Source organism: Devosia salina (assembly GCF_019504385.1).
GTDB lineage: Bacteria > Pseudomonadota > Alphaproteobacteria > Rhizobiales > Devosiaceae > Devosia > Devosia salina.
Genome location: NZ_CP080590.1, coordinates 335,213 through 359,230 on the forward strand (window position 1 = coordinate 335,213; position 24,018 = coordinate 359,230).

Below are 24,018 nucleotides of genomic sequence, written 5' to 3' on the forward strand. Positions count from 1 at the left end.
TTCAAGGAAGCCTAGCTATCGAAGTCCATGGCAGTCTGCGGGTCTTCGGGGGGCAGATCAAGGTCGGCTGTTCGGTAGGCTCTCAACCCAGCCTGCTCCGCATATCTCACAACATCGGTGTCGTCAGAATAGACGGTTGTCGCCCCTTCGGCTTTCGCGATGGCCACGATCTGGCGGTCGAATTTGACCTTACCGCGCGTGACCTCAGGATCAGCAGAATCGATACGAATTCCTCCGCGTCTAAGCGCGTCGCCGATCGCTAACGCTGCCTCGATGGCGGCCTTTTGATCAAAGTTTGCAATGCGGAAGACGGCCTGCCCATTCAGGGCATCAAGATAGTGATTGGTTGCCTCACCCGAATGGACCAGGATTTCACTCAGCACCGGCGTTGGCACGATGATCTTTTCACTGGCGTCGGACAGTACAGAAACAAGATGCTCTATGCGGGCAGCAGCGTTTTCGACCGGCAAACCGGTCGCTGGATCAATCGGGGGCTTTGCCTTTGGCTCGATGAGCAGCAACAGAACGGAGGTATCGAAAACCACCATCAGTGAAGGCCATCCTTGCCGTCCCGCAACTCATCAAGCGCCGCGATCGGATCGTCCATTTCGGCCCAATGGCTGCCCTGCGCGGCCCGCAGATCTTCAACAGCCTCCGCAAGGTCGTGATTCTTGAGGATAGCAAAGGTGGCAACTCGGAAACGCTTCAGCGTCCAGATGCCGTCTTCTTCTCGCATCCATCTCCCGCTTCCATGGAGTCGGATTGGCTCGAACAGGTGATGCCCGAGTCGGCGCGCTGTTTCTCGGTCTGTTTCAATGCCGGTATACTTCAACTCGCCATTCTGTAGCTGAAGGTGGATTGTCTGGTCAGCACCCGTCACGCTGATCAGAATACCATCAATCGACCCCTCCTGCGTGAAAGGCCCGTATTTGACCGGCTTTGGCCGTTTGACACCCGGAAACTCAATGATCTGGGCCGTGGGACTTTCACCCTCGTAGACATAGCCGGTGGCATTGTCATCGGCGAGAAGCCGGTCGATTTCGTTCCACGCCTTCAGAGCGTCTTGGCCAGCTTCCCTACGACGGACACGCTCAAGCTGCTCATCCACTTTAGGGATTTCTTCGCGATCAATGCGACTGACAAGCTGCGTGCTGCCCGGCTTGAGCTGGTCAAAATGAACCCCATGTTCGTTGCCCAGCATGGCAGCAAATGCCTGCATGTACTTCGCCAGACGCCCCATGGGAATGGTTTTTGGCGAATAAGCTTTGATGTAGAGCGTGAGTGTTTTTTCGTCCGCCTTCATGGGCTCACCGCTCGCTCCAGGCTAATCTTCAGCCGCGAACCCGTCGCAGCAGCATAGCGTTGTAGCGCCTTCATCGAGGGACTGACCCGTCCACTTTCGAGCTTGGCGATATAGGACTGCGAGGTATGCATCCGCTCGGCCAGTTCCGTCTGCGTCAAGTCTGCCTCGCTCCGCGCACGGATCAGCGCCTCCGCGATCGAGAACTCCTCGGCGAGAGATTCATATTCAGCGCGCACATCGGCACGCTTCAGCAGATCCTTTTTCAGCTCGTTCAAGCTTGTCATCTCACATCCTTCGCTCGCTTCAGGGCGAGCTCGATTTCGCGGCGTGGGGTCTTTTGGGATTTCTTCACGAAGATCCTGACCACCACTACGCGCTTTGGTCTGGCAACGACATACAGAGCGCGGGATATGCCGTCCCTGCCCTTCATCCTGATTTCCCAAAGCGGCCCTTCCAGGTGCTTCACGTGGGGCTCGCGAACGCGCTCCAGCCCCAAAGACTGGATCAGCTCACCGATCCGCAGGAAGCGGGCAATCTGGTCAGCCGGCAAAGCTTCAAGCTCCGCCCGCACCGTGTCACTCAGGATTTCAATCTTCCATGAAATCAATATATCAAATCTGACGTAATAATGCAAGGGTGCTCATCAGATGCTAGACTCCAACAGCTCGATCTCCTCACCAGTCAAATCGAAAAGTCCATACACCAGCTCGTTGATACGGCGCTCATTGGCCTGGATCTCGGACGAAAGGCGCGCAATTTCTGCCTTGTCTCGGGCGATCCAGTCTTCCCAGTCGCTACGCTCGGACAGGGGGATATCTGCCTTCAGACACCTCTTGACCTCAGACCGGAATGCAGCGAAATCCGGCAAAAGCCACCACTTCTTGAGCTTGTTTGAAAGATTCGTGAACGCTCCAATAGGAGCGATATCCGGTATACGTCGTGTTGGGGCACGCTGCAGGACGTGGCGTCTTTCCGCTGCCGCTTGACAGGACTCAGCGATCGCGGCGATTTCGTTTTTCTGAGATTCAGAAGCAAGTGGAATAGGAAGCGACCTCAGATATTGGCTCTTCATCCGGAAGTATCCGCCCCTAGCTATTGTTGTTTCGCTCGTGAGTGCAAACCAAAGTACGTTGGAGCCGAGTAAAGCGGCCTCATAGTGGGAGGCGCCTTTCAAGCAAAAACACGTCATGTCGATGTAGCTTCCGCTATCAACGGAAAAGCTAGGACGGTTGGCGATGTCCCGGTACACAACTTTCGTGCCTGCATAAGTAGATTCAAACGCTGCTTGCGCCTGCTGCAGCTCAAACCATTCCTGCTTAGCAGCCCGCTGTTCCAGTCTAGACTTGAATTGGGAGAGTCGCTCTAGGATTGCGGGGTATTTTAGGACATCGATGGTTGACTTCGGGATGTATATAATGAAGCGTTCAGCCGACGCTACGTGCCACTGCTCCAACTCATTGCCAAAAATAATGGGCTTAATGAGGTCCGCAGAGTTCGGATCGGCGGCGACAAGCCGGTTTCTTTCTGTGCGGTCGATGACAAACGCCTCGTTACGCCCAGTTTTTATGCCAGCATACGGATCACCGTAAACATCACCCAATCGCTCCCGCCCTGTCCGGATCTTGCGCCGCAGCGACTGCAGCCCAGCCTCTTCCAGAGACCACGACCCAGAGGAAAGTGAAGACTGCGGATAAGTGGCCGCCCCTTTCTCAAAATTCGCACGAAAGTTAGATTCTGGTAGCGTGTCGACCGTCCAAAAACGAAGCGTGTGATCTTTTAAAGGGGCCTCGCGCCGCATGGTGAGGATGGCGGGATAGGTGGTCACCCCCTCAAAAACTTGCAGATCGCCAAAATAAACTACGGTTTCAATCGTTGCCTTCTGGCGCAGAAAATCGCGTAGCGGCCTACCAGAGCCCGTTTTGAAGAAAGACGATGACGAGATGTATCCAAGCCGACCTCCAGGCTTCAGCAGGTTGAGCCCGCGCTCGAAAAAGTAGCAGTAGAGATCCGCCCGATCCGACACCACCTCGAACCGTTTTTCTAGGTAAGGCTTCATCAGCTTAAGGTGCTCCATCCGCACATAGGGCGGATTGCCGAGCACGATATCGAAGCCACCTTCGGCCATGATTTGGGGAAAGGCGCTCGCCCAGGTAAACCCGTGCGAGAGATAGGCGAAATTGGAATCTTCGATCAGGCTGTCGCCCACCTTCAGATTGCCACCAAGACTGTCAAGCGGCTTGCCGCGACGAGCCGTTTTCACCCAAAGCGAAAGCTTCGCGATCTCGATGCTTTCGGCGTTCACATCGACGCCGAACAAATTGCTGGTGAGGATCTCACTGTCGGGGACGTAATTGAGAAGATCGCCCATATGCTCAGCCCTGGGCGCCAGCTCCTTGATCTTCTCATTCACGCGCAAGAGCTCGGCCTTCATGTAGTCGAAGGCCATCACCAGAAAAACGCCCGACCCGCAGGCTGGATCGACGATGCGCAGCGACTTCAGCCGGTCCCGATAGGCCTGCCATGCTTCCAGTTGCGCGCTCTTACGCTTCCACTTGATCGCCTCGTAATCAGCAAGGCTCGATCCCTTCTGCGCAAATTGCCTGACGATGCAGGCAAAGATCTCTTCCAGGTGCGTGCCGAGCGTTTGCTCGACGATGAAGCGAGCAATGTAGTCTGGAGTGTAGACGACACCGTCGCGCTTGCGGCGACCACTCGTTCCTGTTTTCTTTTCAGCTTCGACCTCATCACCGCGTGCTTCGGCTTGGAGACGTTCCACATCGGCGATCGATTGCTCAAAGATGTGCCCCAGAACGGTGACCGAGACTTCCGAGCTGAAGTCGTAGCCGCCGATATCTTTGAATTTCTCGCAAACCGCGTCGGGGATGTTGAGCTGATCGACGATGGGATCAGGGGCAAACAGTCCCCCATTGTACGGCGGGACATTCAGCTGATGATTGCCCTTGTCGATTGAGGTGAAGAGCCCTTTGAAATTATCCCAGATTGGGCGAGGATTGAAAGGATCGGAATGCTCGAATGCCTTTTCGAGAATGTGGCGTGGCAGGAGCCCTGTGTCCTCGGCAAAGGCCGTAAAGAGGATGCGGTCTAGGATGGTCTGCGCCGCTGCGATCGCGCTCAGACCGTCGAGAGATGGTAGTTCCTGGCGCACTGCCGCGATGAGGTCGCCGCGCAAGGATTTGTAGTCCGAATAAAGCGCGTCGGTAATGTCCTGGTCTTCGCGGCGGCTCTCCTTGAGCAGCGCGGCCGTTTGGCCGCTCAGCAGGTTCTCCGCCCCGAGCAGAAGCATAAATCGAGCATAGTGAGCCGGCTCAGTCAGCTTGGCGAGCTCGAAGTGCTCATAGGCTTGCGTGCCTTCGCCGAAGCCGTAGAGCCTGAGCTCAACATAGTTCGACACGACGACCCATTTCACACCGGGCGCGTTTGTGGCGTACTCCCACGCCTGCTGCACCGGACTCTTTGCCCGGCCAGGCATAATGGCATCGAGATCCTTGGTACGCGCTCCCTTGAGCTCGAAAGGTGCAAGGATCTGGGAACGCTGCGGCCCAAAATGACCAAGGGCCAGATCGACAGAACCGCTCAGGATCGACTGTTCTGAAGTCACCGTGTGGTCAGGGGACACGACGGCGCTGACATAGCCAAGCACACCCTCCACAATCTTGGCCTTGAAGTCGCCGTGAAGGGCCGTCTCCTTCAATCCGGTGATACGGCCCGAGCGGATGAGCTCACTCCACTCTTTCAGCAGGGCCTCGTGACTGGCAGGAAGACTGTCCGGGTAAGCAATATGGCGATCGAGCGTTTTGGGATTGAAGAGATGCATGCGCTTCCGATCACAACAGCCTTGGCTGTGGTTTGTTCCGGCCCGGGCTGATAGCGAGGCACCAAGATCTCGCCTTCGCGCGCGCGAGCTTGGGCAATATCACAATCGCACTGTATGTACATGAGCTGGGCGACGCGCGGCCATTCAGAAAAGCCGAAAATGCGGCGCGGATGAACCCAATCGCCTCGGCCGCCAGGGTCACGGACAGATCTAGTCGATCGAGCGCCAGCGCCCGGATGTAGTGCCCCAGGCAGCCCGGCCGCGCCAGCGCGGTTTCAGCACGAATTGCCACTATGTCCCTCCTGATGGGTGAATCACCTCTTGAAAGCATAGCTTTGGGGAAGCTGACAACATAGCCCATGTCAGCAACGGCGTGTTCCAGGGAGTCGGCGCCTAGATCGAGCGCGACAAAATCGAGGGTTCGAACGGTAAAACCATCCGCTCGAGAAGTGACCGACGCCACTCCAGAGCGCCCCCTGACCCATATTCCTGGCGTGAACGACGATGGCCAAAAAAGATTTCGCGCATTTCCCCGTCAATACCGGCTTCTTTCATCCGGTCTTCAAACGAGTGACGGATGCTGTAGAGGGTGTGTTTTGACGTTGGGACGAGGCCGTTCTCGCGCAGATACTTATTGATTGCAGCGCAGGCAGCTTCTTCCTTCTCCCGATAGCGGGGAAAACCGCTTGGATACATTTGAAATGCCAACAAAGCAGCGCCGACCAGCGGAATCTCGCGAATGGAGGCTGCGGTCTTCAATTCACGTGGCGCCTCCGGATCATCGCGCTCCACAAAGCTAATGTAGGGCACTGGGCCATCAAGGTGGATGTTGCTGGCATCGAGATTACAGGTCTCGCTCGGCCGCGCCCCCGTTTCGATGGTGACCAAAAGGATGGCCCGCGCCTCCTCGTTCAAGCCTTTGAGAGCGTCGGCTTTCAGAATCTTGTCCCGGATCCAGGCGGTCGGGAAAGGAGGCCGCTTGGCTTTCTTGCGCTCCTCAAAACTTAGTCCTGCGAATGGGTTGAGCTTGTTCTCCGCGCCCATGAAGGCATGATACTCGCGATAGATCTTTCGCAGCTCACCAATCTGCCGGTTGCCCGATGATGCAGTATGGGTTGGCTTCTTGCCTTTGTCGGCTGGAGCGATGCGCGCCAGCCAATAGCGATAGAATTTGTGCGCGTCGTCGCGGGTGATGTGCGAAATCGGCTTGTCCCCGACGATCTCGACAAAGTTGCGCACAGCCCGCTCGGGAATGACCCGCCATTTCCGCCTTTGCTGCGGCGACTTCGTCACCAGCTGAGATGCAGCAATATCGTTGATATAGACTTTAAGCGCTTGGGTCAGCGTCACGCTGGGCGTTGGCTCTCCACCCAGCACCGCCGTTTCGACTGCATGGGATGTCCGCGTATCAAGAATTGCCTCCATCCGCTCGGCCAACTCCTGCCAGCTTGCCTTGGCTTCGAGCTCGCCTGCAGGACGATAAGCAAAGCCGAGCGCCGCTGCCCGACGCACGGCGGCCTTGTGGCGCTTCAGAGCCGCTGACTCTTCCTCATCGCACAGAAACGATGCCCACAGGTCGTTGTCCGCCTTTTCCAAGGCATCGCGCATGACGCGGGCGACCGCCAAGTCGTGGGTCTTGAGCGAACTACGGATAACTGGAGCCCGCTCATCCTGCTCAGCCACCATGGCGGGAACGCGCCGAACATACTGCCAGCGGTCCCCGCGGCGCTGCAAAAAACGGTCGAGTTGAGAACCCCTGGGCACGCCATTCCTCTCCAATGTATCACGTTATAGGATCAAAATGTGTCACGAATTTCCGGGCAAGACAACCCAAAGTTGGCTGTGTACACCGAATTCCTTGGCCGTTACAGCGACATAGCAATTTTGCAAAGCTGGGAAAATGGAGCGGGTGAAGGGAATCGAACCCTCGTCGTAAGCTTGGGAAGCTTCTGCTCTACCATTGAGCTACACCCGCAACGCTCCCCTAGATGCTGGAAATCTCCGCGAGCGTCAAGCCGCCTGATGGGCGCCTGTCGAGGTTGGGGGTGGGTTGTCGCATTCCATTCATCAAAGGGGTCCTGGAGGTCGGGCAGGGCGGATTTAGGCCCTTGATTTGCTCAAGAAACGCAAATATTGCGTAGAAGGGGTACGGAGGAACCGCAATGGCATCGGGCAAGCGCGCCAGCCAGGCCGACATCGCCGAGAAACTGGGTGTCTCCGTGTCCACGGTGTCGCGGGCGCTGGCCAATGAGATAGGCATCAGCGATGCGGTGCGGGCCGATGTGCAGCGCATGGCGCGGCTGCTGGGCTACAAGAGCAAGCATCCGCAGGCCGCGGGCAGGTTGGACAAGCGGGCCCTGGCCCTGGTGCCGCTCAACAGCGCCGTGGGAAGCCTTGCCAGCTTTTACTACGACATTGTCGAGGGCATGCGGGTGCAGGCCGAACAGGTCGGGCTGGTGCTGGACGTGCGCCTGGTCAATGAAGACATGGTGACGCTCGATTTCATTCGCCGCCAGGTCTCCAAGACCGGTGCAAATGGCGTCATTCTGGCCGGTATCGATCCGGACGAGGCCATTGCCCAATGGGCCGAGGAAAACCAGGTGGCCCTGGTGCTCGCCAATGGCAGCGATCCCCGGATGCGGTTCAACTCCGTGTCGCCGGCCAATTTCTACGGTGCCTATCAGGCAACCCAGCACCTGATTGACGCCGGCCACCGCAAGATCCTGCACTATACCTACCGCCACCGGCCCACCATCCTGCAGCGGCGACGCGGCTTCGAAGCGGCTATCGCGGCCAATCCGGGCACGCAGGGGACCGTGGTGATCTCCAATGAGCATTCCAGCAAGGATCTGCTCGCCGCCCTGCTGGCGGGCGAATATGATGTAAGCGCGGTCTTTTGCTGGAACGACGGCATCGCCGTGACCATGGTGGAAGCGCTGCTGGGTCAGGACTCGCCCATGCAGCCGGGCTTTTCCATCATGGGGTTTGATGACCTGCCCATTGCTGGCATGGCCAGCCCGCGCCTCTCCACGGTGCGGGTCAATCGCGAAGCGCTGGGCCGGGGCGTGGTGCGCCTGCTGGCCACCCGGCTCGATGGCGAGGAGGCCGTGCAGCAGCTCGAAATCGGCCTCACCCTGGTTCATGGCGAAACGGTGCACCGGATCGGTTGACCGCCGCGCAGCGACACCATGCCAAGGCGGGCCGTCGCGCCCACCGGCCAGACGAAGCTGCACGCCGCTTGCGCCATTGCTGATCGCGCGCCGTCCGCACCGGGGCCGGGAGGGCCGGCTCGCTGAACGCCTGCGCGCATAGACGAACCTGGTTTGACTGCCGTCAAATCTCATCGCCTCCAGACAGCTAGATGAAGAACATCAGAAGACGGTTTCCGACCGTCGGACAGTCTGAATGGAGCGAGACAATGTTCAATAGCACTCAGCGTCGGCTGTTTGGAGCCGTCGCCCTATCCTTGGCCTTACTCGGCACGACATCCCTGGTGTCCGCCCCGACATTTGCCCAGGACGGCGGTGGCGCCGGTCAGGGTCAGGGTGGTCCCGGGGGGAACGATAGCGCCGGCCAGGGTGGTCCGGGGGGCAGCGACAATGCCGGTCAGGGCCAGGGCGCCTCGGACCAGGGCCAGGGTCAAGGAGGCCCCAGCGAAGATTCCGATGCCCAGGGTCCACGCGCCGGCCAACCGTCCGGGGAGGACCGGGGCGGTAAGCCGGCCTGGGCCCAGGAAGGCATTCCCGCGGTCGATCTGGGTCGCCTCAGCGTCATCCGCAGCCCGGATCAGGTTCTGGATCAGGCCCTTGCCGAAGTGGTCGCCACCTTCAGCCCGGACCTCGTCCCACTCTATGAAATGACTGCCGGCGATTTCGGTGACTATGTTCTGGCGCACTGGAGCGACGAGGGATTTGCCATCATCGATTCACCCCTGCAAAACCTGGCTCTGCTTGAGGAGCTGTGGCAGGAGGGCGACACCAGCTTGCCCGGCGTGGATCCTGCATCAAATCTCGAACTGGCCGCCATTCTGATCGGCACCGCTTCGGACAAGACGCTCCCGGTGAGCTACGACACTGTCCTGGCGCTGGCCGTCATCGTCGGGGCCGTCAACCTGAGCGAGGCTGACATCCAATACATTGCCGCCGCGGCGGAAGCGGTCCGCATCGACGTCGCTACCGCGCACGGCTGATCGCGGAGGCGGTGCCTTCCGGACCGGGGCTATGCCCCGGTCCACTTTTTTGCAGCACGCTCGATAAGCGGCGAGACTGTGTCAGAGCAGAGCTCTCTTTTCGAACTCAATTCCAGTTCTGGCGCCGGTGTTCCCAGGGCGATACCTTGCCATCACCGTCCGCGTCTGCGGCGCGATGGTGAGCCTGGGCGGCGTTGAGGAATTCCGCCTTGGCCACTTTGCCGTCCCCATCCGCGTCCATGCCGGCGAAGCGATCCTGCTTTGCCTGCTGCATCGTTTCCTGGCGTTCAGGATTGTAGCCCAGTTGCTGCCCCATCCGGACCGTCATGTATTCCTCCAGGGTCACAAAACCATCGTCGTCTGCGTCCATGGCGGTAAAGACTTCATCGGCCGCAGAGGCGGCTTCCTCATCGCTGACGATGCCGTCCTCGTTGATATCAATCAGCGTGAAACGCCCGCGGCCCGGCTGTCCCATCATCCCCTGCCCATAGCCATAGCCGGGGCCAGCCATCATCGCTGGACCATAGCCGGGCATCATGCCGTAGCCGGGGCCGAAGCCAAAGCCGGCCTGGGCAAAGGCTACCGTGCCCCCCAGCGCAGACACCATCAGCACGGCGGAGCCAATTGCAAGAACGCGTTTCATTTCAGACTTCCTTCTGATTGCAGATTGTCCTGGCCTTGTGGGCGATCGCCGCGGCTATCGCGTTGATGGCCGTCAATTTCCGGAGTCATGGTGCTATGCGCCGTCGCGGCGGGATAAACGCCTTGTCCAGGCGGTTCAGTCGGGCGGAAATCGCGACTGCGGCCCGAACGGCAGGTACGTCGCGCCCTACCGATTGTCAGGAACGCGGCGTCTCACCGGCCGCCAGGAACGGATCTCCGTGCCCATCGCTGGGAACGAGGCGTCTTGCCGACCGCCAGGAACCGGCGCGTGTCGCCGGCCGTCAGGAACGCGTCTCCTTGTCCATTGCGGGGAACGAGGCGTCCTGCCGACTGCCGCTATTGAGCGTCAAGCTCGCGATCCCCATCCCTCCCATCCCCGCCCCGAGGGGAGGGGGCAGGATCGCGTGAGCCCCTACACGTGGCCGCTGCTTCCGTCGCCCCGCGGCGGGAATATTGCCGGTTCGGACACCTGTCAGAAGTGGCGCGTTCCTTGGGTCTCGCTCCGGCTCCGGCTCACAGGTGAGCCGTCCACCGGAACAATTTTTTTCGGCCGCCATGTTGAAAACCTGGCCTTTCCCGCGGCCCTGCGCTTCCTAGGCGGCTGACTTTTCGATGCAAATCTCGCAATATTGCATTATTTGCGTGATATGCGCAAAATACTTGAAATTGCGCAAAAGCATGCGTAGCTTTGCGGTGCGTTGCGGCCGACCCAAAGACCTGCTCACCAGGCCGTCGGCCCCGAAACGACCGAGGGAGCGAGTGCGTGGACTTACGGCGCTGGAATGTCAGGCATGTCGGCATGGTGCTGGCCGCAGCGCCCGAATTCGCGCCCTTTCCCAAGACCGGCACCGCCGAATGGGCTGCGCTCCGGCGCGGCCTCGGAGAAGCGGTGCTGCGCCAACTGGTGGACGCCGCCCTCCGGGATGTGGATGCGCCAATTCCGCAATTGCCGGCCTCGCTCTACCATGAGTTTCGGGAAACCGGACGCCGCGAGGGCTATGAAGATGCCCAGCGCGCCCGCCGCAACATGCTCTATCGCCTGACCCTGGCCGAATGGCTCGAAGGGGAGGGGCGTTTCCTTTCGGCGCTCGAGGATGTCGCCTGGGCAAGGTTGGAGGAAATCAACTGGGCCTGGCCGGCCCATGCGCGCAACCTCGATCGCCCGGACCATCCGACGCTCGATCTGGCCGCGGCGATGACCGCGCTGGACCTGGCCGAAATGGATTATCTGATCGGCGACCGCCTTTCGCCCAACCTGCGCCTGCGCATTCGCGCGGAAGTCGAACGCAGGGCCATCGGGGCCTTTCTTAACCGCGATGACCACTGGTGGCTGCACACCACGCCGCAGAAGCAAGTCAACAACTGGACCGCTGTCTGTGTGGCCGGGGTCGTTGGAGCCGCGCTCTATCTCGAGACCGATCTGGCCCGGCTGGCCCGCATCGTGACACGCGGCCTGCATAGCCTTGCCGACTATCTCGAGACTTTCGATGGCCAGGGCGGCTCCAGCGAGGGGCCGGACTACTGGACCTATGGCTTTGGCAATTATGTCGCTCTCGCTCATCTGCTGCATCAGCGCAGCGGCGGGGCGATCGACCTGCTGGATGGTCCATTCCTGCGCGATATCGCCCAGTTCCCGCTGCGGACGCAGATGGCGCCCGGTGTCTGGGTCAGTTTTTCGGATTCCGATGCCAATCCAGTCTTTCATCCGGGCCTGCTCACGCATCTGGCAAGCCACATGAACTTACCGGGCCTCCTGGGCCTGGGCATGGCCAATGACTTTGCGGTCGAAAGCTTCAACCAGTTCTGCTGGCCCTTGCGCCAATATGCCTGGCCACTGCCCGAAACGGCACCGGCCATCCAATCCGGTCCGCATGACTGGTACGAGGAGATGGCCTGGATGATCAGCCGGCTCGATCCTCAGGACCCGCAATCGCTGCGCCTTGCCGCCAAGGGCGGGCACAATGACGAAATGCACAACCAGAACGACATTGGCTCGTTCATGGTGGTTGCAGGCGGCAAGGTGGTCCTGACAGATCCCGGACGCGGACGCTATTCCAAGAGCTACTTTGGGCCGGAGCGCTATCAGAACCTGTTTGCATCTTCGCGCGGCCACTCGGTGCCGCTGATCAACGGCTTCGAGCAGGCCGAAGGGCGCGAGCATGGCGCCCAAGTCCTGACGCACGACCATGGCGAGGACGCTGACCGGCTCGAACTGGAAATGGCCGCCGCCTATCCCGCCGCGGCGGGGATTGCATCCCTGACCCGGAGTTTGACGCTCGATCGCACCATGCCCGGCGGCCGCGTCCTCCTTGAGGACAGCTATGCATTCGCCAACGGTGAGGGTCTGTTCCAGTCCGTTCTGGTGACGCCCATGGCGGCAGAGGCCGGAAATGGCACGGTCCGCATCGGCGAGGACGGGGCCGGTCTCATGGTTCGCTACGACGCGGCCAGCCTGGATGTCGCCTTCGATCACCATCCCGGCGTCGAGAAGCAATACCAGCCGCCGGTCGATCTCATACGCGTGGTGTTCACTCCCCGGCAGAGACGCCGGGAGGGCCGCATCGCGCTCGAAATCTCGCCGCTCAACTGAGCGGATGAGTGCTGCCCATGAGGGCAAACCCATCGAGGTCTCCGGTGCAGAGGAGCCCGGGGACTGAAACTGAAAGCCGGTGGCCTGGGTGCCCCGGACAAGGGAGGACTAAGGATGAGGAAAGACCAATTGTTTGGTTTGGCCAGTGCAGTGGCCCTTTCGGCCATGCTGGCCGCGGCCGGGCCAGCCCTGGCGGCGGGCCAGGCGCCTGCGCTCGATGCGCTGGTACAAAGTGGCGATCTGCCGCCACTCGAAGAGCGCCTGCCGGCCAATCCGCTGGTGGTCGCCGGCGACAGCATCGGTACCTATGGCGGCACCTGGCGCATGGGCATGAATGGCGGCGGCGACAACGGCCTGATCGTCAAGACCGTGGCCTATGAGGGGCTCGTTCGCTACGACCACCAGTGGAACAATGTGATCCCCAACCTGGCGGAAAGCTGGGAAGTCAATGACGACGCCACCGAATACACTTTCAAGCTGCGCGAAGGCGTGAAGTGGTCCGACGGCACACCCTTCACCACCGAGGACATCGCCTTCGCCGTCGAGATGTACCAGGACCCGGATTATCCCGCCGGCAGCTGGATCGACAACAAGAACAATCCGGTGACCATCGAGGTCATCGACGACTACAATTTCAAGTTCATCTTCGGCAAGCCGAACGGCATGTTCATGGGCACCATTGCCGGTGTCGATGGCATTCACATCACCTCGCTGCAGAAGAAATATTGCAGCCAGTTCCACCCCAAATACAATGAGAACGCCGCTGCCGATGCAGAAGCCGCGGGCTTTGCGAACTGGGCGCTCTATCTGCAGGACCGCTGCGCCTGGGGCTGGGAAACCATCCGCTTCGCCAATCCGGACCTCCCCACCATTTATGGCTGGGTCATCGACCAGCCGCTGACGGCCAATGCCCAGCGCGTCACCTGGAAGCGCAACCCCTATTACTGGAAGGTCGATGCCGAGGGGAACCAGTTGCCCTATATCGACAATCTCGACATGCGCGTCAGCCAGGGCGGCGTCGAGGAACTGACGCTTGCCGCGCTCAATGGCGAGATCGACTTCCAGGAGCGCCACATCGCCACCACCACCAACAAGCCGCTGTTCTATGACGGGCAGGAAGCTGGCGACTATCATCTGGGCGAAGTCATTCCGTCGGCGTCCAACACCCTGGTGCTGCAGCTCAACCTCAACCATCTCGACCCGGTCAAGCGCGAGCTCTATCAGAACAGGGACTTCCGCATCGGCATCTCCGAGGCAATCGACCGGCAGGAGATCATCGACGTGGTCTTTACCGGCCAGGGCGAACCCTTCCAGGTCGCGCCGCGCCCCGAATCCGCCTTCTATGACGAAGAACTGGCCAAGCAATATACCGAGTTCGACCCCGATGGGGCCGCCGAGCATTTCGCGGCCGCAGGCCTCACCGAAAAGAATGGCGACGGCATCTACCTCATGAGCGATGGCAACCCGGCCAAGATCACGGTGGATGTGATCTCCGCGCTGCGCCCCGAATGGATCGACATGCTCGAGATCATGCAGCTCCAGCTGGCGGCCGCCGGGATCGAGATCGAGCTCAACAATATCGATCGCACGCTGTTCTACGAAAAGCGTCCGTCCGGCGAGTTCGACGCCCAGGTCTGGGCCGGCGACGGTGGCATCGAGGCCCTGCAGGAGCCCCGCTACTACTTCCCGTTCTCCGATGAATCGGTCTGGGCCTATCGCTGGGCGCAGTGGTTCAACGGCACGCGCCCCGAAATCGCCGAGGAGCCGCTCGATTGGGCCAAGCAGCAGATGGATCTCTACAACCAGGTCCGGGCCTCGGGCGACCCGGAAGAGCGGGCGGACCTGTTCCGCCAGGTGCTGGCGATCACCAAGGAACAGTTCCCGGTGATCGGGGTCAGCCTGATGCCGAACTCCTATTCGATCATCCGGAACAACCTCAAGAACGCGCCCGAATCCATGTTCAACGCCTGGCTCTTCCCGACCCCGGCCCCCATGGATCCCGTCGTCTGGTACTTCGAGTAGAGTGCGCCTGAAGCGCGTCCGCTCCAGGACATAGCGGGCCTACCTCCCCCCGCTCCATCTCCCCGCGGTATTCCCGGCCGCGGGGAGAGCCCCGAACTCTTCGAAAGGCGCATCATGGTCGGCTTCATCATTCGGCGCGTCATCGCCATGCTTCTCACACTGGTCGCCATCTCGATCGTGGCCTTCGCCATTATCCAGCTGCCGCCCGGTGACTACCTGACCAGCTACATCGCCTCGCTTTCGGCCACCGGTGACCAGGTCGACCCGCGCGTCATCGAAAACCTGCGCCAGCAATACGGCCTGGGCGAACCCTTCTATGTCCAATATTGGAAATGGGTCACCGGCATCGTGCAGGGCAATTTCGGCCAGAGCTTCGAATGGAAGCGGCCGGTCTGGGAGCTGATCTGGGGTCGCCTGGGCAATTCCATCATGGTCGAGGGCCTGGCGGTCATCGTCATGTGGCTGATCGCACTGCCCATCGGCGTCTATGCCGCGGTGCGTAAATATTCCCTGGGCGATTACCTCGCCACGGTCGCCGGCTTTATCGGCCTGGCGCTGCCCAATTTCCTTTTCGCCCTCATCCTCATGTACTTGGCCTATATCTGGTTCGGCGTGACGCTGGGAGGGCTGTTCTCGCCTGAATTCGAAACCGCGCGCTGGAGCCTGCCGCGCCTCTGGGACTTCCTCGCTCATGCCTGGATACCGGTGCTGGTGCTGGCGACGGCCGGCACGGCCGAGCTGATCCGCATCCTGCGGGCCAACCTGCTCGACGAGCTGAAAAAGCCCTATGTGGTCACCGCGCGCGCCAAGGGCCTGCCGGAGTGGAAGGTGATCCTCAAATATCCCGTGCGCCTGGCGCTCAACCCGCTGATCTCCACCATTGGCTGGCTGCTGCCGGCCCTGGTCTCGGGCTCGGTCATCGTCTCGGTGGTGATGAACCTGCCTACCGCCGGGCCCATGCTGCTGCGCTCGCTGACCACCCAGGACATGTATCTGGCAGGCGCCATTATCCTTCTGCTCAGCGTCCTTACCGTCATCGGCACGCTGATCTCGGACATTCTTCTCGCCCTCATCGATCCCCGCATTCGCTACGGGGCCAAGTAAATGGCTGTCGAAAGCATGGAAAATCTCGCTCCCGCCATTGCGCCCCGCCGCACTGTCCGCGAAAGCCAGTTCGGCCTGATGTGGCGCCGCTTCCGGCAGCACAAGCTGGCCCTGGTCAGCCTCTGGATCGTCGGCCTGTTCTATCTCATCGCCATCCTGGCCGAGTTCCTGGCCCCGGTGGATCCTTCCCACTACAGCGCCCGCTACACCTATGCACCCCCACAGGGCCTGCACCTCATCGCGCAGAACGAGGATGGTGGCTGGGAATTCGGGCCCTATGTCTATGGCTACAAGACCGAGATCGACCCGGTCGCCCTGCGGCGCACCTTCGTGCTCGACGACACCGTCCGCCTGCCAGTGCGCTTCTTCGTCGAGAGCGAGCCCTATCTGCTGGCCGGATTCATTCCGATGTCGGTCAAGCTCATGGGCGTGGAAAATCCCCGCGACCCCTTCTACATCCTGGGCGCCGATCGGCTCGGCCGCGACATGCTGAGCCGGCTGATCCACGGCACCCGCATTTCGCTCTCTATCGGCCTGGCGGGGGTGACCCTCAGCCTCTTCTTCGGCATCGTCATCGGTGGTTTTGCCGGGTTCTATGGCGGCTGGTTCGATGGCGCGGTGATGCGCACCGTCGAGTTCATCCGGTCCATGCCCACCATTCCGCTCTGGCTTGGCCTGGCGGCGGCCATGCCCAAGGACTGGAGCGCGCTCCAGACCTATTTCGCCATCACCATCATCCTTTCGCTGATCGGCTGGACCGAACTGGCCCGTGTGGTGCGGGGACGGTTCCTGTCGCTGCGGACCGAGGATTTCGTGACGGCGGCGCAGCTCGATGGCGCCAGCGACTGGCGCATCGTCACAAGGCACATGGTTCCCAGTTTCACCAGCCACATCATCGCGGCGGCGACGCTGGCCATTCCCGGCATGATCCTCGCCGAAACGGCGCTGAGCTTCCTCGGCCTAGGCCTCCAGGCGCCGATTGTTTCTTGGGGCACTCTGCTGCAGGACGCGCAGAACATCCGCACGTTGGCGACCGCGCCCTGGCTGCTGGCCCCCGGCCTCTGCGTCGTCGTGGTCATCCTTGCCCTCAACTTCTTCGGAGACGGCCTTCGTGATGCCGCAGACCCCCATGGCCGCTAATCCGCTTCTCACCATCAAGGACATGTCCATCACCTTCTCCTCGCCCGACGAGGCCGATATCGAGGCGGTGCGGCAGGTCGATCTGACCCTTACCCCCGGCAAGACGCTGGCACTGGTGGGTGAAAGCGGCTGCGGCAAGTCCGTCGCCGCCCGCGCCGTGCTGCGGCTGCTCGACAGGAACGCCAGGATCCCCACCGGGCAAATCCTCTTCGATACCGGCAAGGGTGCAGTCGATATTGCGGACCTCAAGTCCGACAGTCTCGCGATGCGCACCATCCGCGGCGCGGAAATCTCGATGATCTTTCAGGAGCCGATGTCCTCGCTCTCGCCGGTGCATACCATCGGCAACCAGATCGACGAGATCATTGTGCTCCATGAAGGGCTCTCGCCCCGCCAGGCGCGCGAACGCACGGTGGCGCTACTCGACCAGGTCGGCATTCCTGGTGCCCGCGACCGCGCCAATGCCTATCCCTTCGAGCTGTCGGGTGGTTTGCGCCAGCGCGCCATGATCGCCATGGCGCTGGCCTGCACGCCAAAACTGCTGATCGCCGACGAGCCAACGACGGCGCTCGACGTCACCACGCAGGCGCAGATCCTCGACCTGCTGCGGCAATTGCAGGACGATTTCGGCATGGCCATGCTGTTCATCACCCACGACCTGGGCGTCGTGGCCGAGATCGCCGACGACATTGCAGTCATGTATCTGGGCGACGTGGTGGAGCAGGGGGATGTCTACGAAGTCTTCCGGGCGCCCAAGCATCCCTATACCCAGGCGCTGATGAATTCGGTGCCGCGGCTGCAGCGCAAGGCGGACCGCACGCGCCTTTCGCCCATCAAGGGCACAGTGCCGTCACCCAAGGACCGGCCGACGGGCTGTGCTTTCACCTCGCGTTGCCCACATGCCTTCGGTCCCTGCGCCGGCACAAGGCCCGAACGCACCCTGGTCAGCGACGGCCACGTCGCGCGCTGCCACCTGCTCACCCAAGTCAAGCAAGAGGTGATGGCATGACCGCCCTGCTCACCGTCGAAAATCTAAGCAAGGTCTTCCACCTTGGCGGCGGCCTCTTCCGTCAGGGCCGCGAACTGGTAGCGCTCAACGATATCAACCTGACGGTCGAAAAGGGCGAGACCCTGGCCATTGTCGGGGAAAGCGGCTGCGGCAAGACCACGCTGGGACGCTGCATCATCAAGGCGCAGCCGGTGTCTTCCGGTCACGTCTTCTACAATCCGGACGAGGGCGGACATGTTGATCTCACCACGCTTTCGAAGCGCGAGATCAAGCCCTATCGCCGCGATATCCGCATGATCTTCCAGGACCCGATGAGCTCGCTCAATCCCAACATGCGGATCTTTGACATCGTCGCCGAGCCGCTGCGGGTGCACAAACTGCTGCGGGGCCGGGAGCTGGAAGCACGCGTCTATGAGACGCTGGCCAAGGTCGGCATCTCGCCCGATGCGGCCGGGCGCTATCCGCATGCCTTTTCCGGCGGCCAGCGGCAGCGCATCGGCATTGCCCGGGCGCTGGTGCTCAACCCGAAACTGGTGATCGCCGATGAGGCCGTCTCGGCGCTCGACGTCTCGATCCAGGCGCAGGTGCTGAACCTCCTCGACGACCTCAAGGAAGAGTTCGGCCTCACCTACATCTTCATCAGCCACGACCTGGGGGTGGTGAACTACATAGCCGACCGGGTGGTGGTGATGTATCTCGGCCACGTGGTCGAGAACGCGCCCACCGAAATGCTGTTCGAGCGGCCGCGCCATCCCTATACCGAGATGCTGCTCGAGGCTCTGCCCATTGCCGACCCGACCCGACGCAAGGGGCGGAACAAGGAACTCAAGGGCGAGATCCCCTATCTCGGCAACCGGCCCAAGGGCTGCCCCTTCCACACCCGCTGCAAATATGCGGCCGACCGCTGCCGTGCCGAAAAGCCGGAACTGCGACCCGTTCATGGCACGGCGCAACTCGCCGCCTGCCACTTTGCCGAAACACTCGATCTCAAAGGCGCCTATGAGGCGCCGACAAAGGCTATTGCGTAATGACCTATAATCCGGCCGCCGCCAATCCGCTCTTTGGCAATCCGCTCAAGACCCGCACCGATGTCGAAAGGGGTCTGCGCGATCTCTTCGATCCGCTGTTGCCCTACTTTTCGGAGGGTGGTGCGCGGGTGCGGCTTGACGGCGCGGGGGCGCACTTTGATCGCGCTGCGGCCGATCTCGAGGGCTTTGCCCGTCCGCTCTGGGGACTGACCCCACTGGCCGCCGGCGGCGGTGATTTTGCGCACTGGGAGCTCTACAGGCAGGGCCTTGCCAATGGCACCGATCCGGATCACCCCGAATACTGGGGCCAGGTCAATTCCACCGACCAGCGCATGGTCGAGCTGGCGGCGATCGGGTTCACCATGCGCATGCTGCCGCACCTGGTCTGGGAGCCACTGCCGCAAAAGGCCAAGGACAACTTGGCGGCCTATTTGAAGCATGCGCGGCAATTCGACTATGCCGACAATAACTGGAAGTTCTTCCGCATCCTGGTTGATCTCGGGCTCGAGGAATGCGGGGTCGAGTTTGATCGCTCGCTGACCGAAAAGTATCTTGAGGAGCTGGACGGCTTCTATCTCGGTGAGGGCTGGTATCGCGACGGCAATGTGCGCCGCATCGACCACTACATTCCCTTCGCCATGCATTTCTATGGCCTGATCTATGCCAGGCTGGCGCGGGGCGACGACAAGCGCGTGGCCGCCTACAAGGAGAGGGCAAAACTCTTTGCCCAGGACATCCAGCACTGGTTCGACGAGGACGGCGGCACGCTGGTTTTCGGGCGCTCGCTCACCTACCGCTTTGCCTGTGGTGGTTTCTGGGGCGCTCTGGCCTTTGCCGATCTCGAAGCCCTGCCCTGGGGCAAGATCAAGGGCCACTTCATGCGCCACCTCCGCTGGTGGGCCGACAAGCCCATTGCCCATGGCAATGGCGTGCTCTCCATCGGCTATGGCTATCCCAACCTCTTCATGTCCGAGAGCTACAATTCCGCCGGCTCGCCCTATTGGGCGCTGAAGGCCTTCCTGCCACTGGCCCTGCCCGCCGACCATCCTTTCTGGATGGCCGAGGAAGAAGCGGCCGAGTTCGATGCCGAGCCCGTGTCGATGAAGCATCCGGGCATGGTCGCCTTCCATACGAAGGGCAATGTGGTGGCCCTATCCTCCGGCCAGCAGAACTGGCAGATGCGGCACGGCACCGAGAAATACGCCAAGTTCGTCTATTCGAGCCGCTATGGCTTCTCGGTGGAGGCGGACGAACGCGCCTATCACCAGGGCGCCTTCGACGGCGCGCTGGCCCTCAGCGATGACGGCCGCCACTACCGCGTGCGCGAGACCAACGAAGAGGCGCAGATCGCGGGCACGGCTCTCCATGCGGTTTGGAAGCCGTGGAGTGACGTGACGGTGGAAACCTGGCTGCTGCCGGCCAATCCCTGGCACATCCGGGTGCACCGGATCAACACGCCGCGCGCGCTGCATGGCACCGAAGGCGGCTTCGCCATCGAGCGCGCCGATCTCAATGCCGATACCTATATCGACGAAAGGGGCAGGGCGGTGGCCCGGTCGAAAACCGATCTCAGCGCCATCCTCGATTTGGGCGGGCAGCGTGAAGGCCGTGCCCATAGGGCCCTGCCTAACACCAATCTCATCGCCTCCAAGACCATCGTGCCGCAATTGCGGGGCGACATCCCGGCCGGCACCACCGTGCTGGTCACCGCGGCCATGGCTCTACCCGCGGACGCCGGGGCCGACGCGGCACTCGCCAACCCGCCCGAAGCGCCCGACATTGCAGCGCTCGAAAGCCTCTTTGCCCGTGAGGGCATTGATGTCAGCGCCATCCTCGTGCCGGAGCGTTTCTGATGCGGCCAAGACTGAGTTTCGCCTTCGATCCGCACAAGACCAGGCACGTCTTCGATGACGAGGCGCTGCAGCGGTTGGGCGCCGTCTGCGAAGTCGTGTCCGCCGAGCCGCTGACCAGCTTTTCGACGCCCGAAGCGCGCGCGGTCCTGTCTCAGACCGAAGTGCTCGTGACCGGCTGGGGCTGCCCCATGCTCTCCCCCGATGTGCTGCGTGCAGCGCCCAATCTCAAGCTCATCGCCCATGCGGCCGGGACGGTGAAGTTCACCGTCGACTATTCGGCCTATGCCACGGGCATCCGCGTCACCCATGCGGCCGAGGCCAATGCCGTGCCGGTGGCCGAGTTCACGCTGGCCGCGATCCTGTTCGCCAACAAGCGCATGTTCGAGCTGCGCGACCTCTATCGCGCCGATCCGACGCGCCGCTCCAGCCATGAGCTGATGGACATGCCGATCGGCAATTTCCGCCGCACGGTGGGCCTCGTCGGTGCCTCGCGCATCGGCCGCAAGGTCGCGGCCATGCTGGCCGGCTTCGATCTCGACGTCCTGCTCTCCGACCCCTTCGTTGCGGCCGACGACCCGATCGCCCGGCAGGTGGAACTGGTGGAACTCGACGCCCTGATGGCGCGCTCGGATGTGGTCTCGGTGCATGCGCCCTCGCTGCCCTCGACGCGGCACATGATCGGCGCCCGGCAGCTGAAGCTCATGCAGGATGGCGCCACCTTCATCAACACGGCGCGGGGCGCGCTGGTCGATGAAGCGGCACTGGTGGCCGAGTTGCAGACGGGCCGTATTCATGCCGTGATCGATGTCACCGACCCGGAGATTCCCCCTGCTACCTCGCCGCTCTTCACCCTGCCGAATGTATTCCTCACGCCCCATGTGGCGGGGGCCATCGGTACCGAGCGGGCGCGGCTGGGGCTGATGGTCGTGGAGGAGGTGGAGCGCTTCGTGCGCGGCGAACCCATGCTCTATGAAATCGAACCGGCACTGCTGGAGAGATTGGCGTGATGCTCGACAAGAACCGCGAAGACGAGGCTTGGCACAAGCGACGCCTGCAGTTCCTGACCTGGGATCGTCGCCCCGAGGATATCGAAAGCGCCGAACACCGGGCGCGGCAGGCCGACCTTGCCGCACGGGCCGGTGCGAGCTTTCATCCCACCGCCTATGTCGCCGCCGACGCCGCGATCTTCACGACCCGGCTGGAACTGGGCGAGCAAAGCTGGATCGCCGGACATGCGCTGGTGCGCGGAGAGGCCGTCTTCGGCGCCCATTGCACGGTCAATCCCTACGCCATGATTTCGGGCAACGTCAGTTGCGGGGATGGCGTACGCATTGCCAGCCACGTGTCATTGGTCGGCTTCAACCATGGCTATGACGACCCCGATGTCCCGATCTACAGGCAAAAGCACGAGACGCTGGGCATTACCATCGAGGACGATGTGTGGATCGGCGCCAATGCCGTGGTGGTTGATGGCGTCACGATAGGTCGTGGTGCAGTGATTGCGGCAGGCGCCGTGGTCAGCAAGGACGTGCCGCCCATGGCCATTGTCGGCGGCGTGCCGGCAAGGGTGCTGCGCTATCGCGGGCGGGGACGGCGCGACGAGACAAGGGCGCAATTGCAGGCGCTGGGCGAACGGGCGAGGGGGCAGTTCCAGGATATCCTCAGGCACAACATGGTCGAGGGCGACTATCTCTCGCGCGAGAACCACGGCGCGGCCCGCATGAGCATTCGTCATCTCTGCGACGCCATCGAGATCGCGGCGGGCTTTGGTGAGCTGCCCGAAGGGCTTGATGTCCCGGCGACCACCGCCCGCTTGCAGGCGATCCAGGACCCGGAAACCGGGCTCTTCCCCGATCCCTACCAGAAGCCCAAACCTGGCGTTGCGCTGCGCCGGGACGGGCTGGCGCTCTACAATGTCCTTGCCGTCGGCTATGCGCTCGAAGTGCTGGGCGCCCGCCCACTCCATCCGGTTTCGGCGGTGGAACTGGCCGGGCCGGAGCTCTGCCAATGGCTCGAAAGCCTGACCTGGCGCGAGCGCGCCTGGGGCGCAGGAGCTGATGTCGATACCATCGGCACCGCGCTCTATTTCAATGCCCGCTACTTCTCGAGCGCGACGTCACGCGAAACGCTGTTCGGCTGGCTGGCGCTCAAGCAGGATCGCGCGTCGGGTCTGTGGGGTTCGCCGACCGCGGAGCAGGGCCTGCTGCAACCGGTCAATGGCTTCTATCGGCTGACCCGCGGCACCTATGCCCAATTCGGCATTGCCGTGCCACGGCCCGAGGCGGCCATCGACAGCGTGCTGCTCAATTACCGCAATTATGGTGGCTTCTCCGGACCGACCTACACGGCCTGCAATTTGCTCGATACCATCCACCCGCTGCTGCTGTGCCTCGGCCAGACCGACCATCGTCGCGCCGAGGCCGAAAACATCGCCCGCGCCATCATCGCCCGCGCCGGGGAGCGCTGGGTCGATGGCGAGGGTTTTCCCTTTGCGGACGGGCAGATACCGGGCCTGCAGGGGACCGAGATGTGGCTTTCGGTCGTGCATCTGGCGGCCAAGTTGCTGGGCGATGACAATGCATTCTGCTTCGTGCCCAAAGGCGTGCACCGCACACAAGCAGTGGGACTGGGACTATGACCAAGAAAGCCCTCGTCGTCTGGGGCGGCATGGAATTGCATACGCCCGAGCGCGGCGCGCATGTGGTGCGTAACCTGTTGGAAGAAGAAGGTTTTTCGGTCACCGTGACCCCCGATTACGACGCCCTCGGCGCCGAGGATGTGGGCAGCAACGACCTCGTCGTGCCTGTCATCACCGATGGCACGCTGGCGCCCGAAAAGATGGCCAATCTCATCGCCGCGATCCGCGCCGGCACCGGATTAGCGAGTTATCACATGGGGTTAGCGACGACGTTCCGCGCCAGCGTGCCGTTCCGCTACGCTGCCAGCGTCTACTGGGTGCAGCATCCGGGCAATATCATGACCTATAAGGTGGATATTACCCGGCCCGATCACCCGATCATGGCGGGGATCGGGAGTTTCGAGCATACATCGGAACAATATTATCTCAATTACGACCCTGCAGTCGAAGTTCTCGCGACCACAACCTTTTCGGGGGAACATCATCCCTGGCGCAAGAATGTTGTCATGCCTGTCGTCTTTACGACATATCACGACCAGGGACGGGTGTTCTATTCATCACTCGGGCATACAGCGGACGAGCTGGAGATTCCGCAGGTGCGCACCATCCTGAAGCGTGGACTGCTCTGGGCGGCCCGAAGCTAG

The 24,018-nt window shown here is 61.7% G+C and carries 20 protein-coding genes and 1 tRNA gene; 12 read left to right on the plus strand and 9 right to left on the minus strand.

Annotated features, from left to right (window positions below; genetic code table 11):
- Positions 1 to 11 precede the first annotated feature (11 nt).
- The 8 genes from K1X15_RS01630 to K1X15_RS01665 form a co-directional block, all read right to left on the minus strand.
- Positions 12 to 548, minus strand: a complete 537-nt coding sequence (locus tag K1X15_RS01630; protein WP_220305768.1) for a type II toxin-antitoxin system VapC family toxin — start codon at positions 546 to 548, stop codon at positions 12 to 14.
- The gene (locus K1X15_RS01635; protein ID WP_220305769.1) at positions 548 to 1,303 is read right to left on the minus strand and encodes a hypothetical protein; all 756 of its coding nucleotides are present in this window, start codon (positions 1,301 to 1,303) and stop codon (positions 548 to 550) included. The genes K1X15_RS01630 and K1X15_RS01635 overlap by 1 nt, the downstream gene beginning before the upstream one ends.
- The gene (locus K1X15_RS01640; RefSeq protein WP_220305770.1) at positions 1,300 to 1,587 is read right to left on the minus strand and encodes a helix-turn-helix domain-containing protein; all 288 of its coding nucleotides are present in this window, start codon (positions 1,585 to 1,587) and stop codon (positions 1,300 to 1,302) included. The genes K1X15_RS01635 and K1X15_RS01640 overlap by 4 nt, the downstream gene beginning before the upstream one ends.
- On the minus strand, positions 1,584 to 1,937 hold the full coding sequence (locus K1X15_RS01645; protein WP_309207458.1) for a type II toxin-antitoxin system RelE/ParE family toxin: 354 nt from the start codon (positions 1,935 to 1,937) through the stop codon (positions 1,584 to 1,586). Before K1X15_RS01645 ends, K1X15_RS01640 begins: the two co-directional genes overlap by 4 nt.
- Before the next feature lie 9 nt (positions 1,938 to 1,946).
- Positions 1,947 to 5,138 carry an Eco57I restriction-modification methylase domain-containing protein gene (locus K1X15_RS01650; RefSeq protein ID WP_220305771.1) on the minus strand — a complete coding sequence of 1,064 codons (3,192 nt, stop codon included), beginning with the start codon at positions 5,136 to 5,138 and terminating at the stop codon, positions 1,947 to 1,949.
- Between the two features lie 10 nt (positions 5,139 to 5,148).
- Positions 5,149 to 5,430 carry a hypothetical protein gene (locus K1X15_RS01655; protein ID WP_220305772.1) on the minus strand — a complete coding sequence of 94 codons (282 nt, stop codon included), beginning with the start codon at positions 5,428 to 5,430 and terminating at the stop codon, positions 5,149 to 5,151.
- A gap of 101 nt (positions 5,431 to 5,531) precedes the next feature.
- Positions 5,532 to 6,902, minus strand: a complete 1,371-nt coding sequence (locus K1X15_RS01660; protein WP_240549624.1) for a tyrosine-type recombinase/integrase — start codon at positions 6,900 to 6,902, stop codon at positions 5,532 to 5,534.
- A 137-nt stretch (positions 6,903 to 7,039) separates the two neighbouring features.
- Positions 7,040 to 7,113, minus strand: a tRNA-Gly gene (locus K1X15_RS01665).
- A 187-nt stretch (positions 7,114 to 7,300) separates the two neighbouring features.
- Between K1X15_RS01665 and K1X15_RS01670 the strand changes: the two genes are divergently transcribed.
- Both K1X15_RS01670 and K1X15_RS01675 read left to right on the plus strand, forming a co-directional pair.
- Positions 7,301 to 8,308 carry a LacI family DNA-binding transcriptional regulator gene (locus K1X15_RS01670; RefSeq protein ID WP_220305773.1) on the plus strand — a complete coding sequence of 336 codons (1,008 nt, stop codon included), beginning with the start codon at positions 7,301 to 7,303 and terminating at the stop codon, positions 8,306 to 8,308.
- Between the two features lie 248 nt (positions 8,309 to 8,556).
- A complete protein-coding gene (locus K1X15_RS01675) occupies positions 8,557 to 9,327 on the plus strand; it encodes a hypothetical protein (protein WP_220305774.1) in 771 nt (256 codons plus the stop codon).
- Between the two features lie 106 nt (positions 9,328 to 9,433).
- Here K1X15_RS01675 and K1X15_RS01680 read toward each other — a convergent pair whose 3' ends face one another.
- Complete coding sequence (locus K1X15_RS01680; protein ID WP_220305775.1) at positions 9,434 to 9,970, minus strand: EF-hand domain-containing protein; 537 nt, start codon at positions 9,968 to 9,970, stop codon at positions 9,434 to 9,436.
- Between the two features lie 783 nt (positions 9,971 to 10,753).
- On the opposite strand from K1X15_RS01680, the gene K1X15_RS01685 reads away from it, so the two are divergent.
- The 10 genes from K1X15_RS01685 to K1X15_RS01730 all read left to right on the plus strand — a co-directional run bounded on the left by K1X15_RS01685 (position 10,754) and on the right by K1X15_RS01730 (position 24,018).
- Complete coding sequence (locus tag K1X15_RS01685; protein WP_220305776.1) at positions 10,754 to 12,580, plus strand: heparinase II/III domain-containing protein; 1,827 nt, start codon at positions 10,754 to 10,756, stop codon at positions 12,578 to 12,580.
- Positions 12,581 to 12,709: 129 nt separating this feature from the next.
- Positions 12,710 to 14,602, plus strand: coding sequence for an ABC transporter substrate-binding protein (locus K1X15_RS01690; RefSeq protein ID WP_220305777.1), 1,893 nt, complete (start codon positions 12,710 to 12,712; stop codon positions 14,600 to 14,602).
- A 114-nt stretch (positions 14,603 to 14,716) separates the two neighbouring features.
- Complete coding sequence (locus K1X15_RS01695) at positions 14,717 to 15,706, plus strand: ABC transporter permease (RefSeq protein ID WP_220305778.1); 990 nt, start codon at positions 14,717 to 14,719, stop codon at positions 15,704 to 15,706.
- Positions 15,707 to 16,846 (plus strand): ABC transporter permease, encoded by a 1,140-nt coding sequence (locus K1X15_RS01700; protein WP_220305779.1) that lies wholly within the window; start codon positions 15,707 to 15,709, stop codon positions 16,844 to 16,846.
- Positions 16,821 to 17,855: an ABC transporter ATP-binding protein gene (locus tag K1X15_RS01705; protein WP_240549625.1), complete on the plus strand. Its 1,035-nt coding sequence runs from the start codon at positions 16,821 to 16,823 to the stop codon at positions 17,853 to 17,855. Before K1X15_RS01700 ends, K1X15_RS01705 begins: the two co-directional genes overlap by 26 nt.
- Positions 17,852 to 18,883, plus strand: coding sequence for an ABC transporter ATP-binding protein (locus tag K1X15_RS01710; protein ID WP_220305780.1), 1,032 nt, complete (start codon positions 17,852 to 17,854; stop codon positions 18,881 to 18,883). The genes K1X15_RS01705 and K1X15_RS01710 overlap by 4 nt, the downstream gene beginning before the upstream one ends.
- Positions 18,883 to 20,736, plus strand: a complete 1,854-nt coding sequence (locus tag K1X15_RS01715) for a DUF2264 domain-containing protein (protein WP_220305781.1) — start codon at positions 18,883 to 18,885, stop codon at positions 20,734 to 20,736. The genes K1X15_RS01710 and K1X15_RS01715 overlap by 1 nt, the downstream gene beginning before the upstream one ends.
- The gene (locus K1X15_RS01720; protein ID WP_420828371.1) at positions 20,733 to 21,743 is read left to right on the plus strand and encodes a hydroxyacid dehydrogenase; all 1,011 of its coding nucleotides are present in this window, start codon (positions 20,733 to 20,735) and stop codon (positions 21,741 to 21,743) included. The genes K1X15_RS01715 and K1X15_RS01720 overlap by 4 nt, the downstream gene beginning before the upstream one ends.
- The gene (locus K1X15_RS01725) at positions 21,743 to 23,374 is read left to right on the plus strand and encodes an acyltransferase (protein ID WP_220305783.1); all 1,632 of its coding nucleotides are present in this window, start codon (positions 21,743 to 21,745) and stop codon (positions 23,372 to 23,374) included. Before K1X15_RS01720 ends, K1X15_RS01725 begins: the two co-directional genes overlap by 1 nt.
- Positions 23,371 to 24,018 carry a ThuA domain-containing protein gene (locus tag K1X15_RS01730; protein WP_220305784.1) on the plus strand — a complete coding sequence of 216 codons (648 nt, stop codon included), beginning with the start codon at positions 23,371 to 23,373 and terminating at the stop codon, positions 24,016 to 24,018. The genes K1X15_RS01725 and K1X15_RS01730 overlap by 4 nt, the downstream gene beginning before the upstream one ends.

Excerpts from the sequence above, each read along its gene's own strand:
- K1X15_RS01630 (WP_220305768.1), bottom strand. The coding sequence starts at position 548 with ATGGTGGTTTTCGATACCTCCGTTCTGTTGCTGCTCATCGAGCCAAAG.
- K1X15_RS01635 (WP_220305769.1), bottom strand. The coding sequence starts at position 1,303 with ATGAAGGCGGACGAAAAAACACTCACGCTCTACATCAAAGCTTATTCG.
- K1X15_RS01640 (WP_220305770.1), bottom strand. The coding sequence starts at position 1,587 with ATGACAAGCTTGAACGAGCTGAAAAAGGATCTGCTGAAGCGTGCCGAT.
- K1X15_RS01650 (WP_220305771.1), bottom strand. The coding sequence starts at position 5,138 with ATGCATCTCTTCAATCCCAAAACGCTCGATCGCCATATTGCTTACCCG.
- K1X15_RS01670 (WP_220305773.1), top strand. The coding sequence starts at position 7,301 with ATGGCATCGGGCAAGCGCGCCAGCCAGGCCGACATCGCCGAGAAACTG.
- K1X15_RS01675 (WP_220305774.1), top strand. The coding sequence starts at position 8,557 with ATGTTCAATAGCACTCAGCGTCGGCTGTTTGGAGCCGTCGCCCTATCC.
- K1X15_RS01680 (WP_220305775.1), bottom strand. The coding sequence starts at position 9,970 with ATGAAACGCGTTCTTGCAATTGGCTCCGCCGTGCTGATGGTGTCTGCG.
- K1X15_RS01695 (WP_220305778.1), top strand. The coding sequence starts at position 14,717 with ATGGTCGGCTTCATCATTCGGCGCGTCATCGCCATGCTTCTCACACTG.
- K1X15_RS01700 (WP_220305779.1), top strand. The coding sequence starts at position 15,707 with ATGGCTGTCGAAAGCATGGAAAATCTCGCTCCCGCCATTGCGCCCCGC.
- K1X15_RS01705 (WP_240549625.1), top strand. The coding sequence starts at position 16,821 with ATGCCGCAGACCCCCATGGCCGCTAATCCGCTTCTCACCATCAAGGAC.
- K1X15_RS01710 (WP_220305780.1), top strand. The coding sequence starts at position 17,852 with ATGACCGCCCTGCTCACCGTCGAAAATCTAAGCAAGGTCTTCCACCTT.
- K1X15_RS01715 (WP_220305781.1), top strand. The coding sequence starts at position 18,883 with ATGACCTATAATCCGGCCGCCGCCAATCCGCTCTTTGGCAATCCGCTC.
- K1X15_RS01725 (WP_220305783.1), top strand. The coding sequence starts at position 21,743 with ATGCTCGACAAGAACCGCGAAGACGAGGCTTGGCACAAGCGACGCCTG.
- K1X15_RS01730 (WP_220305784.1), top strand. The coding sequence starts at position 23,371 with ATGACCAAGAAAGCCCTCGTCGTCTGGGGCGGCATGGAATTGCATACG.